The 12,568-nt window shown below is 33.9% G+C and carries 15 protein-coding genes and 1 pseudogene; 7 read left to right on the plus strand and 9 right to left on the minus strand.

Going from position 1 to position 12,568, the window contains the following annotated elements:
- Nucleotides 1-194: 194 nt before the first annotated feature.
- The 3 genes from J2S13_RS12130 to J2S13_RS12140 form a co-directional block, all read right to left on the minus strand.
- Nucleotides 195-401 carry a DUF1657 domain-containing protein gene (locus tag J2S13_RS12130; RefSeq protein WP_066231697.1) on the minus strand — a complete coding sequence of 69 codons (207 nt, stop codon included), beginning with the start codon at nucleotides 399-401 and terminating at the stop codon, nucleotides 195-197.
- 185 nt (nucleotides 402-586) lie between these two features.
- On the minus strand, nucleotides 587-742 hold the full coding sequence (locus tag J2S13_RS12135; RefSeq protein WP_307258040.1) for a hypothetical protein: 156 nt from the start codon (nucleotides 740-742) through the stop codon (nucleotides 587-589).
- Nucleotides 743-914: 172 nt separating this feature from the next.
- A complete protein-coding gene (locus tag J2S13_RS12140) occupies nucleotides 915-1,235 on the minus strand; it encodes a gamma-type small acid-soluble spore protein (protein WP_307258041.1) in 321 nt (106 codons plus the stop codon).
- 641 nt (nucleotides 1,236-1,876) lie between these two features.
- On the opposite strand from J2S13_RS12140, the gene J2S13_RS12145 reads away from it, so the two are divergent.
- From J2S13_RS12145 to J2S13_RS12165, 5 genes and pseudogenes are all read left to right on the plus strand, one after another.
- A complete protein-coding gene (locus J2S13_RS12145; RefSeq protein ID WP_034298115.1) occupies nucleotides 1,877-2,149 on the plus strand; it encodes a hypothetical protein in 273 nt (90 codons plus the stop codon).
- Between the two features lie 13 nt (nucleotides 2,150-2,162).
- Nucleotides 2,163-2,510: a spore coat protein gene (locus J2S13_RS12150; RefSeq protein ID WP_307258042.1), complete on the plus strand. Its 348-nt coding sequence runs from the start codon at nucleotides 2,163-2,165 to the stop codon at nucleotides 2,508-2,510.
- 131 nt (nucleotides 2,511-2,641) lie between these two features.
- A complete protein-coding gene (locus J2S13_RS12155) occupies nucleotides 2,642-3,043 on the plus strand; it encodes a hypothetical protein (RefSeq protein ID WP_307258043.1) in 402 nt (133 codons plus the stop codon).
- A gap of 119 nt (nucleotides 3,044-3,162) precedes the next feature.
- Nucleotides 3,163-4,548 (plus strand): S8 family peptidase, encoded by a 1,386-nt coding sequence (locus tag J2S13_RS12160; RefSeq protein WP_307258044.1) that lies wholly within the window; start codon nucleotides 3,163-3,165, stop codon nucleotides 4,546-4,548.
- A 97-nt stretch (nucleotides 4,549-4,645) separates the two neighbouring features.
- A pseudogene (locus tag J2S13_RS12165) lies at nucleotides 4,646-4,831 on the plus strand (PLDc N-terminal domain-containing protein); the annotation flags it as partial.
- Nucleotides 4,832-4,849: 18 nt separating this feature from the next.
- Here the strand turns inward: J2S13_RS12165 and J2S13_RS12170 are convergent.
- From J2S13_RS12170 to istA, 3 genes are all read right to left on the minus strand, one after another.
- A complete protein-coding gene (locus J2S13_RS12170; RefSeq protein WP_307258070.1) occupies nucleotides 4,850-5,017 on the minus strand; it encodes a hypothetical protein in 168 nt (55 codons plus the stop codon).
- A gap of 516 nt (nucleotides 5,018-5,533) precedes the next feature.
- Nucleotides 5,534-6,307 (minus strand): IS21-like element helper ATPase IstB, encoded by a 774-nt coding sequence (gene istB, locus J2S13_RS12175; RefSeq protein ID WP_307258045.1) that lies wholly within the window; start codon nucleotides 6,305-6,307, stop codon nucleotides 5,534-5,536.
- Nucleotide 6,308: 1 nt separating this feature from the next.
- Nucleotides 6,309-7,847, minus strand: coding sequence for an IS21 family transposase (gene istA, locus J2S13_RS12180; protein ID WP_307258046.1), 1,539 nt, complete (start codon nucleotides 7,845-7,847; stop codon nucleotides 6,309-6,311).
- Between the two features lie 253 nt (nucleotides 7,848-8,100).
- Here istA and J2S13_RS12185 point away from each other — a divergent pair, with 253 nt between their 5' ends.
- Nucleotides 8,101-8,382 (plus strand): hypothetical protein, encoded by a 282-nt coding sequence (locus tag J2S13_RS12185; RefSeq protein ID WP_307258047.1) that lies wholly within the window; start codon nucleotides 8,101-8,103, stop codon nucleotides 8,380-8,382.
- A 68-nt stretch (nucleotides 8,383-8,450) separates the two neighbouring features.
- On the opposite strand, the gene J2S13_RS12190 is transcribed toward J2S13_RS12185, so the two are convergent.
- On the minus strand, nucleotides 8,451-8,690 hold the full coding sequence (locus tag J2S13_RS12190) for a hypothetical protein (RefSeq protein WP_307258048.1): 240 nt from the start codon (nucleotides 8,688-8,690) through the stop codon (nucleotides 8,451-8,453).
- Between the two features lie 443 nt (nucleotides 8,691-9,133).
- Here J2S13_RS12190 and J2S13_RS12195 point away from each other — a divergent pair, with 443 nt between their 5' ends.
- A complete protein-coding gene (locus tag J2S13_RS12195) occupies nucleotides 9,134-9,292 on the plus strand; it encodes a hypothetical protein (protein WP_307258049.1) in 159 nt (52 codons plus the stop codon).
- A gap of 31 nt (nucleotides 9,293-9,323) precedes the next feature.
- On the opposite strand, the gene J2S13_RS12200 is transcribed toward J2S13_RS12195, so the two are convergent.
- Both J2S13_RS12200 and J2S13_RS12205 read right to left on the minus strand, forming a co-directional pair.
- Entirely contained in the window at nucleotides 9,324-9,776 is a 453-nt protein-coding gene (locus tag J2S13_RS12200) for a ParB N-terminal domain-containing protein (protein ID WP_307258050.1), read from the minus strand.
- Nucleotides 9,777-10,296: 520 nt separating this feature from the next.
- Entirely contained in the window at nucleotides 10,297-12,456 is a 2,160-nt protein-coding gene (locus tag J2S13_RS12205) for a type IA DNA topoisomerase (RefSeq protein WP_307258051.1), read from the minus strand.
- Nucleotides 12,457-12,568 lie beyond the last annotated feature (112 nt).

Raw genomic sequence — 12,568 nt, forward strand, 5'->3', positions numbered from 1 at the left:
TATCCATTATAAAGGACTTTTTCTTTGCGCAAAACAATAAAATTGAACATTTCGAGTATTTTTAATAATAAAATTAATTTAATGCAATGCTAGTGTTATTTTATATATCATGAAAAATCACCTCTGTGTTTTATCCATTATTGAGAGAGTAAAAAAGGTTGGTTTACTCGACCAACCTTTTTTTGTCTTTTTAATTATTGTTGTTTGTATTGAGGTTCTTCTTGTTCGATTTGTTGAACGCGTGGTTCAAGGCTTTGTAGAACGGATTGGGTTTGTTTAGCAGCATCTTGGTAAAGCTGCTTCGCTTGCTCATTATCTGTACTAAGAGCAAATGTTTCAAAGCTAGCCTGCGCACTTTTCAATCCCGCTAGAGCTGTCTTAACATCATTTATTACTGTCATTGAATAACGACTCCTTTAATGTTTTTAATAACCTTTGTTAGAATGATGAAAAATGGTTTTCTTTATAATTCAAATGTAATCCATATTTTTTATCTAAAAATAATATTATGAAGTAAGGGTTTGAAAACTAAATTAATATCCTTTTTCTCTTAATAAATAAAATATCCGTTTAATCCAAACGGTTGCTATATTTGATTCCAAATTCTCTTTAAATCTAATGGAACGAATACTTTATCCCCACGTATCTCCCTATGTATAATGGGATGTGAAAAGCATTGATCTAAACTTAACCCTTCTTCTTTTTTATGCCTAGCTCTTTTGAAGTCTTCGGGTAATCGCATAACAATTGCTCCTTTTTATTTTTAAAAAAAATTTTAGTAAGGGAGCGAGTCTTAACTCCCCTCTAATCTAGCTAAGGATTTTTTTATTGGTAACAAATGAATCAACACATAAAAATTTTTGGCGACATAAAGCTTCAGAATTGTACAAACGTGTGATTCAGTTATTTATTTTTTAAGACTGGGCATGTTGGTTTTTTTGTCTTACTTGTTGTGCATTATTTTGGCTTGCGAACTCAGTACCGTATTGACCTTGTGACACTTGCGTACTGCCTTGGGAAGCTTGGTTTCCGTCATGAGCATATTGTGGTTCTTCTTGTTCGATTTGTTGAACGCGTGGTTCAACGCTTTGTAAAACAGATTGGGTTTGTTTAGCAGCATCTTGGTAAAGCTGCTTCGCTTGTTCCTTATCTGTACTAAGAGCAAATGTTTCAAAGCTAGCTTGAGCGCTTTTTAATCCGGCTAAAGCTGTTTTAACGTCATTTATGACTGACATGAATAACACCTCCTATTATTTTTTTTTGAAACCTTTCTTAGAATGTTTGAAGATAGAAATATTTATTCATACATTTTCGGAAAAAATACTCTTGGCAAAAAAAACCAAGGAAGAGAGAATAGGGTAAATTTGACGGTTGTACTTTTGTAAAAGCTGATTAAAGTACAATTGTTTTACAATTCGAGGGGGATTTTCCTTTTCGAGAAGCAAGACTGGTATGCTTATTTAGAAATGGAGTATTGATGCAGTTGGTATTTTTCATAAAATTAAAAAAGAGGTAGACGGAGTATGTATAAGGGCTATCCTGAAACGATTTATATGGACCAAAACCACGAGCAAGGTATAAGCAATTTAATAAAAATATAAATCAGTATTTTTCCAATCCTATTATACATAAGGAAATTAATGGTGATAAAATATATGTTGCCTTGGACCTAGACAGAATCTGGAATAGGATAAATTAATATTTAGTTTAGCCACAAATACTCCCCACCTGCGTATAGGTGGGGAGTATTTAATGCTATCTAGAGGTGGGGGGGTCTTTAAAACCAGTCTAAAATACCTGCATATTTTTGACCGCTGTGTGGCAATCTACCAAGTGATTACAACATTGTTAACAAGGAGGAAACATCATGCAACAAATGCAGACGGGTATGAATAATCAACAAGCACAAGCTTTAATGACACAACCGCCTGAAATAATGTCAACAAAGGATCATCTCTATGTAAACGATATGTTAAGCTGGAATTTACTTGCGATGAAGAAAATGCATTTTTTCGCTCAACAATGTCAAAATCCCGAAGTAAGAGCAGCACTTGAACAAGCTGGACAAATGCATGATCGACACTATCAACAGCTGCTTCAACAGATGCAACAGTATGTAACTCAACCTTCACAAAATATGAATCAATAAGGAGGAAAGTATAGTGGAAAATAATACTCCAAACAGGATTAAAAACCCTGAAACACCAGTCCCTAAGACGCCGCAAATGAACGATAGAGATTTTCTAAACGATTCCTTAACTACGGAAAAATATATATCTTCCTCATACTCGACTGCATTAAAAGAAGCTAGCCATGAATCGTTGTATCGTACAATAGCGTCTGTTTCCCAAGAAACAGAAGACTGTCACCGCAATCTATATAACTTAATGTTTAAAAACGGATGGTACGGTTTGGAAAAAGAAACTCCACAAACTATTCAACAATCGGTTCAGCAATTTTCTAACTACATGCAAAGTCAAGATCCATATAGAGGTAATGTAATACAATAAAAGAACACGTGTTCAAGAAGAATAAACTCAAGGTAAAACAACAATAGTTATGCGAGACAAAAGGTTGGTTAGTTGTTAACCAACCTAGAAAATAATTTAGAATTTACAACAATCGAAAGGGCGGCGGTAAGATGAATCTTAAGTGGATGAAACTTTTATCAACGGTTTTTCTTTCAATTTTCTTGTTATTAGGGTGTAATAATGGAGATGACGATAATAATCCACCACCGGAGGATGTAACTCCAGGGACAGAGGAACCAATTGAAGATCCAATCGACGCAACAGATTCAGATACTATTGACCAACATAATGTCACCCCTGATACAGAAGAACCAATTGAAGATCCAATCGACGCAACAGATTCAGATACTATTGATGAACATAATGTCACCCCTGATACAGAAGAACCAATTGAAGATCCAATCGACGCAACAGATCCAGATACTATTGATGAACATAATGTCACTCCTGATACAGAAGAATCAATTGAAGATCCTGAAGACGCAACAGATCCAGATACTATTGATGAATAAGTTTATACACCGTTTGTTCTCAAACGGTGTTCTTTATGTATCAAGATTCAAGGATGTTAATAAGAAATTTAATACTTATATTGCAGCATTTTCTAATAACAAATTTATAGAGGTGTCTCATGACAAAATTACGAAAGTCCTTATTGGTTACTGTTTCCGTACTTATTCTTCTATCCATAGGGTTATTATTCATAGTACCAAATACAAGAAACAAAGAGAATCCCGAAAATAAAACAGTTGCTGTCAAAAACAAATTAAATCCCCCTATAACCAATGTCCAAAATGTTGAAAACGAAAAAAATGTTCTTCAAATAAACAGCCTTTCCATGGGTCAAACCATCAAGAATCAATTAAAAAATGATCCTTCCGTTTTTCTAATTAAACACAATGAAAAAACTGAGAGTCATTATATTAAGAAAGAAGTAAACGTTACATTCAAGACTCTTCCCTCAACAAAGGAAATAAAAAGGATAACACAGGAGATAAATGGCACTATCATTAAAAAGCTAAATTCTACGATTGTTTTTCGTTCTAATACGCTTTCGACCAAGGAACTTATTGAATATTTTAACAGACAGGCTATGGTTGAATTTGCTGAACCCAATTATCTTTATCTGCAAAATCAAATTGGACTTCCTAATGATTTGCTATATAGAGAACAATACCAATGGAACTTATCGGCAATTCAAGCAGAAGCAGGCTGGGATATCACCAAAGGGGATGAACATATCATTATTGCTGTTATAGACACTGGCGTTGATCTGGACCATCCTGATTTGAGAAGACGAATTACAAATGGTTATAATGTACTGTTGAATAATAATTTCCCTGATGATGACAACGGGCATGGCACCCATGTAGCAGGAATCATTGCATCGGAAACAAACAACCATGAAGGTGTTGCAGGCATCACTTGGTATAACAAAATAATGCCTATAAAAGCAATGGGTGCCGAAGGGCATGGGACGACTTTTGATATAGCAAAAGGGATTTTTTGGGCAGTGGATCATGGAGCCGATGTCATTAATATGAGTTTAGGCAATTATCAGCATTCTTCCCTTTTAAAAGGGGCAATCGATTATGCATACAGTAAAAATGTTGTCTTGATTGCTGCAGCAGGAAATGAAAATACTATGCAGCCGAGCTATCCAGCTGCTTTTTCTAAGGTTCTAAGTGTCGCCGCCGTAAGTTACACCGGACAACGTGCCCCCTTCTCAAATTATGGAGATTATATCGATGTTGCAGCTCCCGGAGTTCAAATTCCGAGCACCTATTTTAACCAGCAGTATGCTGCCCTTTCAGGTACTTCTATGGCTTCACCACATGTAGCAGGACTAGCAGGTCTTTTGCTTTCAGTAAACCCTAATTTAACGAACCAAGAAGTAATAGACATTATTAAGAATTCTACTTATGATTTAGGAATCCCTGGAACTGATCACGAATTTGGTAGTGGCTTAATTAATGTAAAGAATGGATTGGAAGATGCCCAAAGCAAAAGGCAATAATCCCTTTTTGAAACCGTTGCTTTTCGTTGTTATAAAACTTCTACATGGTGTACATTGTTTGTACATGATAATGGAAAAACTAAGGAGGGAATTTTAGTTGGAGTGGATTTTTTATCTATACATGTTAAATACGTTCTTTATGTTATTCATAGCTATTTGGGAAGTTCGTCGTCCGGCCAAGGCTTTGAATTGGATAATAATCGTCCTTGTTTTGCCTATCATTGGTTTCTGGCTATATCTTAGCACATCAAATCCCAAGATTATTCATCGGAAAAGATTGACCTCCGTGTTATTTCTTAAACTATAACACTAAAGTTCGTACGACACCTATCCTAACAGAGGGGGATGCTTCTGAAGCAAGAGTGGTGTTAGCAGCAGATTGTTCAATTGCAGAAGTGATCATATCTTTTACAATAGAAGTAACTGCCTCTGCTTGTTTCAATTTATTAGTATCAATTTGATTAGCCATGTTTATTTCCTCCCTTTCAATGAATCTTTTCTAGAAACCCTATGATACAAAACGCAATTATGGGGGGGATTTTGTGAGATACAGTTCCCCCCTGTCATTGGTAATCATCCGCACCAAATTATTCTATAATGAACTATTAGTTGATTAATATAAAGAATGATTTTTTGCAGTTTGTTTGAGTCATTTAACGCAAAGGAAAGTATATAAGTTATTGGGGAAATGCGGAAGTTTAATAAAGCAAAAACCAAAATCTAACCTCAACATATGATACATCATCTTAGGTAAATATTTGAGGAAGGATACGATTCCTAATGCTTTATACCCCTTTTTATAATCAGGTTTATACCCCCTACAGAGATTTAAAAAGTCAAACATTGAGAGCAGTAATCCCTTTTGTTAACTATGGTTTACAATGACATGTGAAAATTGCTGTCATTAACTAACAATCTGAATTGTTGTAACCGTCAAGTAGAATTAAACAGTTTTCCGCAATTAAGATTCAACAGTTTATCCCAATTAAGATTCAACACCTTTCTCGTTAAATAATGCCTGTCTGTATTTCATTCTGATACTATCGTGATTTTCATCGAACGTAATGATTTCACTTCTATGGAGGAGGCGATCTAAGATCGGCGTTGTTAATGTTGTATCTCCTAAAAATTTTCCCCATTCACCTGGCCCCTTATTAGACGTTAAGATGAATGCTGTTTTGTCATACATATCATAGATAAACTGAAAGAAAAGCTGCGCTTCTTGTGTTTCATATGCCATATACATAACGTCATCAATGATGATTAAATCAGATGTCGTAATTCTTTTGTATCTCGTTTTTGATTTATTTATATATTCTCTTGTCTTGAGTATATAGAGTAAGTGATCCATAGATACAAATGAAACTTGATAGCCTTGGTTAACTGCATGAATCCCTAACCCAGTTGAGAGATGTGTTTTTCCTACTCCAGGTGGTCCCATTACAATTAATGTGAAGTTTTCTTCAATCCAAGATAGTTCTTTGAGAACATTTATTTGCTTCTCACCAATCGCAGATTGTTCCTCCAATTTAAATTGGTCTAGTGTAAATTCCTGCGGAAAATCTGCCCATTTCATCAACTTGGATCGATTCTTTTCTTCCCGACAATTCAATTCATATCCGAGTACTTGATTAATAAATTCATAGTAAGTCCATCCCTTTGATTCTGCTTCCCTAAGCATATTTGGAAGTTCCTTTGCGGTTTCTGCTAATCTAAGGGTTCTAGATTTTTGTTGAAGCTCAAAATAGGAATCTGTCATCTTATTTACCTCCTTGTAGTACTCGGAGGTAGATATCTTGAGAACGCTCAGGAGCTATCATATCCTTATATTTTTCATTGATTAATTGCTTTTTAGGTACTTCTTTCTGTTTCTGTATCTCCAATGAAATGGCGATATCTCTTAAATCATTCGCGCTGGTTAATCCTAGCCTTTTCATTTCTTTTATTGCTTCATTAACATATTGGGGGTATTGTTCAACTGCTTTTAATACCACTTTTAATTGATCAATAGTATGTCTTGGATAATGCTTTTGTAAGGTCATTACGAGCCAAGCTGCATCGTTTGTGTCGGCTAATTCTTTTGTTATTTGTTCTGCCAGTCTATCTTTCTTTGTTTGAGATCGTTGTCGGTGTAAGGGGTCTGTTATGACTTTTCCTTTCTCTTTCGATAATTTATGGACCGCAATTGGACTGCTGTTTGGATGGAGGTAGATACTTAATTCTTCCTCATTCGCAGATATATAAGCAGTATTTTCTCTCCCAATTTGAAATGTTCCTAACGGAACACTATACCGATTTCCATTAAAACGTATAACATTGTCTTTATGGATTGTTCTTGTTATATTAATAGATGAGATATTTTCGAAAATATAATCTCCATTGACCTTTTGAAGATGCTGCTTTTCGAGGGCGTGCACTTCGAAAGGTCTTTTCTTTATATTATGATGAACCTTATAGTTCCCCGTTCTTTTCAACCACTTCAAAGAAGATTGTTGCCATGAGTTTAGGTCCTTATAGATGCGATGTTTTGCAAAATTATTCTTGGCATATTTTATAACTTGTTCTATTTTTCCTTTTGATTCTGGGTCGCTTTTTCTACATAGATATATCTTAAACTTTCTAGTTTTATGGTATTTTGAAAAGGAATCTGTGAGAATTAAATCCCCAGAATTCTCACTAACTGCCAATAAACGATCTTGGTCATAAACAATTTCTTCTGTCATTCCTTCAAAAAATCGAAATGCATTTTCTTGCATCCTAATTAAGTCAGCTGTTCTAAGTGACCGATCTAACCACTCTATATACTTAAATCTTGAGTGGGATAAGATGAATCCGGCTACATAAAGTTTTTTTCTCTGTCCTGTCTCTGTAAACACAATGATTTCTCCAAAATCTACTTGCATCTGTTTACCCATCGGTAGTTCATCTACAGTGCCATACATTCTTTCTATTGGTTTTCTTGGAATATGATATTTGTCTCTCAAGTCATTTACATAGTTTCGAACCGTATTTTCAGCCACTGAATCGACATTATATTTTTCTTGTAGCCAATCATAAACTTGAGCACTTGTTGCATCTGGAAATTCTTTTAGCCACGTCACTATGTAATTTTTGTAGGGATCTAGTTTCTTAGAACGATTTTGTAAAGATGCTATAAATTCAGCGAATTCATCTGGGGTCATGTTTAAATATTCAATCACTCTATTTCTAGAAATCTTTAATTTACTTGCTATCTTACTTTTTGAGAAGCCCATACTCTTTAAACGATGTACTTCTTGATAAACCATCCACTTTTCCACTCCTGTTCTCTCCCTTTCGACATACTCCGCCTAAGTATACCGAAAGGTATAATAAAGTAGTAAACTGTTGAGTCTTATTTGTAGAAATCTGTTTACTCTTAATTGTGGAAAACTGTTGAGTCTAGTTTAGCAGTTACAATTGTAAATTCCATTAAATTATTGCCAGTATATTCAAACATTTGAATGTAAATATTAAATTTGGAAGGGTAATTCATTATCTCTTCCAAATACTCGATCGAGGAAGTATTTGATATTGAATAACTGGGTGAACAATCTTTTTAATATAGGCAGAAAGCAAAACCTTTTCAATATGTTTAACAGAAAAAGAAACAATAGAGGAGATTTATGGGCCTCTTTATTAGGCTTAGGGGTTAGTGTAGCTGCTGTTTTTGGATCAAGAAGAAATGGAAACAGAAATATATTTGCCCCAATCCAAAACATGGCTAATAATGGTCAAATGAAAAGAATGGCTACAGCTGTAACTGAGTTTTCGAAGGAATTAGTACTTAATCAAATACAAGGCAAGAACAAATAATTAAAACGCCGATTTTCCTTTATCGTTGAAGGAGCATCGGCGTTTTTAATTAGTTGTTAAAAAAACGTTTATTCATCTTTGTTATCCCTATCACCTATATCTTCAGCATCTTCAATCGGATTTTCTAGATCTGGGTATGTATCATTTTCATCATCTTTAAACATATTATCATCTTCATCTACGCCTGGTACGTTTTCAGGGTCTGTAATATCATTTTGATCATTGTTCCCATCATTATTGTCAATAACATTATTGTTATCATCTGGTGGTGGATTCTGATCATTGTTATTACACCCCACTATTAACATGGCAGTTAAAAGTATACTTACAAGAATTAGGAATCATTTTTTATCCATGGTTGTTCTCCCTTCCTTACATGATTTATGTAATTTAACAAAGTTATCATTCCCTAAAAAAGTAAACTTATGATTACTTTAGTATTAATGAAAAAAATGAGTTAGTTAACTGCATTCATTTTAACTGATAATCATCCTTCTTTAATTACTTTGTATTGAAAGTTTAATGGCAGGCTTGTCTTAATACAGTAAATAAAAAATTCTATCTCCTTTTCAGAGTCAAATATAATTTCTCCAATCACTTTATTTTCAATTTCAAGTTCTTTTCCATAAGAATCTAGTAAAATTACCCTTAACCCCATAAATAAGGGGTAGCCATTTGCTTAGCTGTACTTTTTTAAGCAGGGAATAAACCACTTATATAGAATTTTATAAATTAAAAAGGAGTTGAGGTTATGAATCGCATTGGAGAATCTGTCGAGAAACAGCCGTTGAAATGTTCTGAATGTGATAAAGAAATAATGGATGAACGGGAATACCAAGATAATAATGGAGTTTGTGATGATTGCTACAGTATTCCTTTTAAAAAAAGCAGAGGTTTAATTATTAGTTGATCATAGGATTTTTTCCCTCTGCCGTTTTTTACTATATTAAGAACTTAGTAGATACATAATAAGTAGTTTCATAAAATATTTTAAATTTGTTTTTAGCATCTAATTTCACTTTTTTAGCCACGATATATCGTCTATATCCATCCGTGAGGACCTTTGTCTCCCGATTAATCGTAATAGGCTCATCTAAATAGCCTGTCCGTTTGACATAGTCCACAACTTTCTGTGTTTTTTCAGGGTTAGGTGTTGAGTTCAAAAACGCTTCAGGAACATTGATTTGTTCGATAGAAATGAAATCTTCCGTATCTGCTGGGCCTTTTGATCGCACTCCGACTTTTACTTCTTCTTTTGTCGGTTTTGGACGCCCTTTATCTAATTCTTTTTCTTTCTGTTTTTCAGGAATGATTGATACTTGGAAACAGACAACACCAATTTCCCCTGGACAATCATCAACAGGCACATCTAAGATTGGCTCACCTTGTACCATGACTCTTTTTTTTGTATGTTTTCTTCCGTTAATTCGGCTTTCTTTAACTGCTTTTGATTAATAAAAACTGTATATGTAATAGTTGAACTCTTGGGTAATTCCTTCGGTGCTGGTGGAGAGCCTTTCTCCTCCCAAAGGTATAGTAAGACTCATTCTGCCGTAATGAACTCACTGGTTTTCCTGTTAACGTAATTTTATGTGGTATACTATCCCTCCTAAATTTGCAAGTCATGGTTCCATTTCTTTTTATTATCAATATAATTATTTACTATGGCAAGTTCTATTTTTTATCTTTAATTAATGTATGATTTTTAGTGTTTTCTTTTGGCTCATATCCTTGATTTCATAAAAACAAAAAAAATTCAACCGCCCATAGGGTGGTCTGATAATGGACATTTTTTTCTCATTTTCATTTTATGCAATTTATTTTGAATATGTTAAATATCTAATTTTTCCGTTCTACGGAATTAATCAAAAACTAATTAATCAGCCTCTTTACCCTGCATAATGTAAAACAGATTTACCTATTAAACTCCATCTTCCAGCTGAAATACTCGTTTTCTTGATTCTTTTCATATCTCATAACAGCATCAAATTTGTTTCCTTTTTTACTTGTTAGTCCTTTTACTGTCACTACTCCATTTTTCAATAGTGACTTTACCATCGTTTTCGTTGGCTTTTTCTTCATCGTTGCCAAAAATTTATCATTTTTCCAAATAACAAATTTACATCCGTTTTTCCAATTACTACAACCAAATCCTTTTTGGCCTTCGATAACCCCATGGCCACAGACAGGGCACTTGCCTAATACCTCAATTTGCTTTTTTTCACTTGCCACTTCATGAATAATTACTTGTTCTTCCTTTTTAATTTTATCAACAGCTTTAGAAGTAAAATCAAAAATTACGTTAAGAAATTCCTGCTTTGAGAATTTTCCCTTTTCGATATCTGATAATGTTTTTTCTAACCGACCTGTAAACTCCAAATCAAACAATTCCTTAATTGGAAATGTTTCTACTAATCTTCTTCCAAGTTCAGTACATATTAAACTTTTATTTTGCGTGGTAATATAGCCGACATCTTTTAATTTTTTAATCGTTTCGGCCCTTGTAGCAGGTGTTCCAATACTGTAACCACTTAAAATTGCCGTTAACATTTCTTCATTATCCTCGTCATCGAGACCTTTACCACATGTTTCCATCTTTTTTAAAAGAGTTTTTTCTGTGTGTTGCTTCGGTGGTTTCGTAACGTGAGATGAAATAGAATGGTTTATTATGTCCACCATGTCATTGATATTCACAAATGGCAAAATCGTATCTTTTGATTCAATTTTCTCGACCTTTTTCCATCCTTCGGCAAGTTGAACTTTTCCTTTGGAAGTGAAAACTCCTTTTATCTCACTATGATTAACTTGTGTAATAATTTTTGTTTCCTCATACTCAGCAACAGGCATAAATTGCATAATAAATCTATTTTTGATTGAATTATAAACGATTTCCTCATCCTGAGTTAAAGATTTTGGGATTAAATATGTGGGAATAATGGCACTATGACTCTCAACCTTAGAATTATCAAAAGCTCGTTTAGATTTTATAAAATTTAATTCATCAGCATAAGGTAATCCTTGTTTTAAGTTATCGAGTACCTTCGATGCTTTATCTACTAAACTTTCCTCTAAAACAGTACTCGCTGTACGAGGGTAAGTAATATACTTTTTTTCATAAAGTGACTGTGCTACTTTTAATACCTTGTCAGAAGTCCAGCCTTTATATTTACTTGTGATATATCCTTGTAAGTTTGAAAGATTAAATAAATAAGGTGGATATTCACGTTTTCTTTCTACTTTTTTGTCGACGATAGTTGACTTCTGATTTGAAAGAGCCTGTTCAATTAACTCTAAGGTTTCTTTATTTTTAAATTTATCCTCATTTTTCTCAAAATACGTTCCTTCATACACCTTGTTATCCTTAGTCTGAAAGGTTGCAGTCAATTTAAAATATGTTTCTGGTATAAAATTTTCTATTTCTTTATCCCGATCATAAATAATCTTTAAAGTTGGTAAGAGTACTCTTCCTATATTTAGAGCTTGTCCTGTACCTTTTTGGTACTTTAATGTAGCAACAGACGTTAAATTAATTCCGATGACCCAATCTGCCCATTGTCTGCTTATTCCTGCATCTTGGAGAGGTTTCATTTCTGTATTAGGCTTTAGGTTTCGTATTCCTTTTATCACTTCATTTGGTGTCCATTCGTTCAGTAATAAGCGATAAACTTGTTTTTTTGTCTTAAGATTATAAATAATAGTATCCCCAATGATCTGTCCTTCACGATCAAAATCACATGCCGAAATAACGGTATCTATGTCATTTCGTTTGATCAAACTATAAATGATTTTTAACTGCTTTTTAGCACCGAGATCTTCTTTCTCTTTATTTCTTGGATCACTTTTTACCTTATAGCGAAAGTGGGAAGGGATAAATGGAAAGTTGTCCATACTCCACCTTGTCATACTCTCATCATAATCTTTGGCATCATAGAGCTGTAACAAATGACCAAAAGCCCATGTAACGAAATAGTCCTTACCTTCAAAGTACCCTTCTTTTCTAGTCTTAATTTTTAACGCATCCGCAATATTTTTGGCAACTGATGGTTTTTCCGAGATGATTAACTTTTTTGACACAGCTGAACCTCCAAATCTATCTAAAATCTATCTTATTCCTTCATTTTTTTTTTCAAAAAACATCCAATATTTGATGCATTTTCTGTAGACAAATGATAATCAAACTTGTATG

Origin of the sequence: Oikeobacillus pervagus (genome assembly GCF_030813365.1) — a bacterium.
GTDB classification, from domain to species: Bacteria; Bacillota; Bacilli; order Bacillales; family DSM-23947; genus Oikeobacillus; species Oikeobacillus pervagus.

Bases quoted from the DNA above. Each gene is read 5' to 3' on its own strand.
- istB (WP_307258045.1), bottom strand. From the start codon at position 6,307: ATGACAGATTCCTATTTTGAGCTTCAACAAAAATCTAGAACCCTTAGA.
- J2S13_RS12160 (WP_307258044.1), top strand. From the start codon at position 3,163: ATGACAAAATTACGAAAGTCCTTATTGGTTACTGTTTCCGTACTTATT.
- J2S13_RS12200 (WP_307258050.1), bottom strand. From the start codon at position 9,776: ATGGTACAAGGTGAGCCAATCTTAGATGTGCCTGTTGATGATTGTCCA.
- J2S13_RS12145 (WP_034298115.1), top strand. From the start codon at position 1,877: ATGCAGACGGGTATGAATAATCAACAAGCACAAGCTTTAATGACACAA.
- J2S13_RS12130 (WP_066231697.1), bottom strand. From the start codon at position 401: ATGACAGTAATAAATGATGTTAAGACAGCTCTAGCGGGATTGAAAAGT.
- J2S13_RS12190 (WP_307258048.1), bottom strand. From the start codon at position 8,690: ATGTTAATAGTGGGGTGTAATAACAATGATCAGAATCCACCACCAGAT.
- J2S13_RS12195 (WP_307258049.1), top strand. From the start codon at position 9,134: ATGAATCGCATTGGAGAATCTGTCGAGAAACAGCCGTTGAAATGTTCT.
- J2S13_RS12170 (WP_307258070.1), bottom strand. From the start codon at position 5,017: ATGGCTAATCAAATTGATACTAATAAATTGAAACAAGCAGAGGCAGTT.
- J2S13_RS12135 (WP_307258040.1), bottom strand. From the start codon at position 742: ATGCGATTACCCGAAGACTTCAAAAGAGCTAGGCATAAAAAAGAAGAA.
- J2S13_RS12140 (WP_307258041.1), bottom strand. From the start codon at position 1,235: ATGTCAGTCATAAATGACGTTAAAACAGCTTTAGCCGGATTAAAAAGC.
- J2S13_RS12155 (WP_307258043.1), top strand. From the start codon at position 2,642: ATGAATCTTAAGTGGATGAAACTTTTATCAACGGTTTTTCTTTCAATT.